Origin of the sequence: Buttiauxella agrestis ATCC 33320 (genome assembly GCF_000735355.1) — a bacterium.
Taxonomy (GTDB): Bacteria; Pseudomonadota; Gammaproteobacteria; order Enterobacterales; family Enterobacteriaceae; genus Buttiauxella; species Buttiauxella agrestis.
Genome location: NZ_JMPI01000078.1, coordinates 1 through 3,002, shown reverse-complemented (window position 1 = coordinate 3,002; position 3,002 = coordinate 1). Strand labels below are relative to the sequence as shown.

At 52.6% G+C, this 3,002-nt stretch carries 2 rRNA genes; both read left to right on the top strand.

Features of this window, described 5'->3' with window-relative positions:
- Positions 1-2,765 (top strand): 23S ribosomal RNA (locus GBAG_RS21695); the annotation flags it as partial.
- 114 nt (positions 2,766-2,879) lie between these two features.
- Positions 2,880-2,995, top strand: a 5S ribosomal RNA gene (gene rrf / locus GBAG_RS21690).
- Positions 2,996-3,002 lie beyond the last annotated feature (7 nt).

Genomic DNA, 3,002 nt, shown 5'->3' with positions numbered 1-3,002 from the left:
CACTATCGTTAAGTGAATACATAGCTTAACGAAGCGAACCGGGGGAACTGAAACATCTAAGTACCCCGAGGAAAAGAAATCAACCGAGATTCCCCCAGTAGCGGCGAGCGAACGGGGAGCAGCCCAGAGTCTGAATCAGTTTGTGTATTAGTGGAAGCGTCTGGAAAGTCGCAGGGTACAGGGTGATACTCCCGTACACAAAAATGCACATACTGTGAACTCGAAGAGTAGGGCGGGACACGTGGTATCCTGTCTGAATATGGGGGGACCATCCTCCAAGGCTAAATACTCCTGACTGACCGATAGTGAACCAGTACCGTGAGGGAAAGGCGAAAAGAACCCCGGCGAGGGGAGTGAAACAGAACCTGAAACCGTGTACGTACAAGCAGTGGGAGCCTCTTTTATGGGGTGACTGCGTACCTTTTGTATAATGGGTCAGCGACTTATATTCTGTAGCAAGGTTAACCGTATAGGGGAGCCGCAGGGAAACCGAGTCTTAACTGGGCGTTAAGTTGCAGGGTATAGACCCGAAACCCGGTGATCTAGCCATGGGCAGGTTGAAGGTTGGGTAACACTAACTGGAGGACCGAACCGACTAATGTTGAAAAATTAGCGGATGACTTGTGGCTGGGGGTGAAAGGCCAATCAAACCGGGAGATAGCTGGTTCTCCCCGAAAGCTATTTAGGTAGCGCCTCGTGAACTCATCTTCGGGGGTAGAGCACTGTTTCGGCTAGGGGGCCATCCCGGCTTACCAACCCGATGCAAACTACGAATACCGAAGAATGTTATCACGGGAGACACACGGCGGGTGCTAACGTCCGTCGTGAAGAGGGAAACAACCCAGACCGCCAGCTAAGGTCCCAAAGTCATGGTTAAGTGGGAAACGATGTGGGAAGGCACAGACAGCCAGGATGTTGGCTTAGAAGCAGCCATCATTTAAAGAAAGCGTAATAGCTCACTGGTCGAGTCGGCCTGCGCGGAAGATGTAACGGGGCTAAACCATGCACCGAAGCTGCGGCAGCGACGCTTATGCGTTGTTGGGTAGGGGAGCGTTCTGTAAGCCGTTGAAGCTGGACTGTGAGGTCTGGTGGAGGTATCAGAAGTGCGAATGCTGACATAAGTAACGATAAAGCGGGTGAAAAACCCGCTCGCCGGAAGACCAAGGGTTCCTGTCCAACGTTAATCGGGGCAGGGTGAGTCGACCCCTAAGGCGAGGCCGAAAGGCGTAGTCGATGGGAAACAGGTTAATATTCCTGTACTCGGTGTTACTGCGAAGGGGGGACGGAGAGGGCTATGTTAGCCGGGCGACGGTTGTCCCGGTTTAAGCATGTAGGCGGAGAGTTTAGGTAAATCCGGACTCTTATCTAACGCTGAGGTGTGATGACGAGGCACTACGGTGCTGAAGTAACAAATGCCGCACTTCCAGGAAAAGCCTCTAAGCATCAGGTAACAACGAATCGTACCCCAAACCGACACAGGTGGTCAGGTAGAGAATACCAAGGCGCTTGAGAGAACTCGGGTGAAGGAACTAGGCAAAATGGTGCCGTAACTTCGGGAGAAGGCACGCTGTCGGTAGGTGAAGTCCCTCGCGGATGGAGCTGAAGGCAGTCGAAGATACCAGCTGGCTGCAACTGTTTATTAAAAACACAGCACTGTGCAAACACGAAAGTGGACGTATACGGTGTGACGCCTGCCCGGTGCCGGAAGGTTAATTGATGGGGTTAAGCGCAAGCTGAAGCTCTTGATCGAAGCCCCGGTAAACGGCGGCCGTAACTATAACGGTCCTAAGGTAGCGAAATTCCTTGTCGGGTAAGTTCCGACCTGCACGAATGGCGTAATGATGGCCAGGCTGTCTCCACCCGAGACTCAGTGAAATTGAAATCGCTGTGAAGATGCAGTGTACCCGCGGCAAGACGGAAAGACCCCGTGAACCTTTACTATAGCTTGACACTGAACATTGAGCCTTGATGTGTAGGATAGGTGGGAGGCTTTGAAGTGTGGACGCCAGTCTGCATGGAGCCAACCTTGAAATACCACCCTTTAATGTTTGATGTTCTAACGTAGACCCGTGATCCGGGTTGCGGACAGTGTCTGGTGGGTAGTTTGACTGGGGCGGTCTCCTCCTAAAGCGTAACGGAGGAGCACGAAGGTTAGCTAATCACGGTCGGACATCGTGAGGTTAGTGCAAAGGCATAAGCTAGCTTGACTGCGAGAGTGACGGCTCGAGCAGGTGCGAAAGCAGGTCTTAGTGATCCGGTGGTTCTGAATGGAAGGGCCATCGCTCAACGGATAAAAGGTACTCCGGGGATAACAGGCTGATACCGCCCAAGAGTTCATATCGACGGCGGTGTTTGGCACCTCGATGTCGGCTCATCACATCCTGGGGCTGAAGTAGGTCCCAAGGGTATGGCTGTTCGCCATTTAAAGTGGTACGCGAGCTGGGTTTAGAACGTCGTGAGACAGTTCGGTCCCTATCTGCCGTGGGCGCTGGAGAATTGAGGGGGGCTGCTCCTAGTACGAGAGGACCGGAGTGGACGCATCACTGGTGTTCGGGTTGTCATGCCAATGGCATTGCCCGGTAGCTAAATGCGGAAAAGATAAGCGCTGAAAGCATCTAAGCGCGAAACTTGCCCCGAGATGAGTTCTCCCTGACCCTTTAAGGGTCCTGAAGGAACGTTGAAGACTACGACGTTGATAGGCTGGGTGTGTAAGCGTAGCGATACGTTGAGCTAACCAGTACTAATGATCCGTGAGGCTTAACCTTACAACACCGAAGGTGTTTTGGTTGAGAGACTAAGATATTTGAATTTTCAGCTTGAACCGAGATTTTAAGTCGATGGTTGTGTGAATAGCATGACGGTTGATGAAACAGAATATGCCTGGCGGCAGTAGCGCGGTGGTCCCACCTGACCCCATGCCGAACTCAGAAGTGAAACGCCGTAGCGCCGATGGTAGTGTGGGGTCTCCCCATGCGAGAGTAGGGAACTGCCAGGCTCCAAAT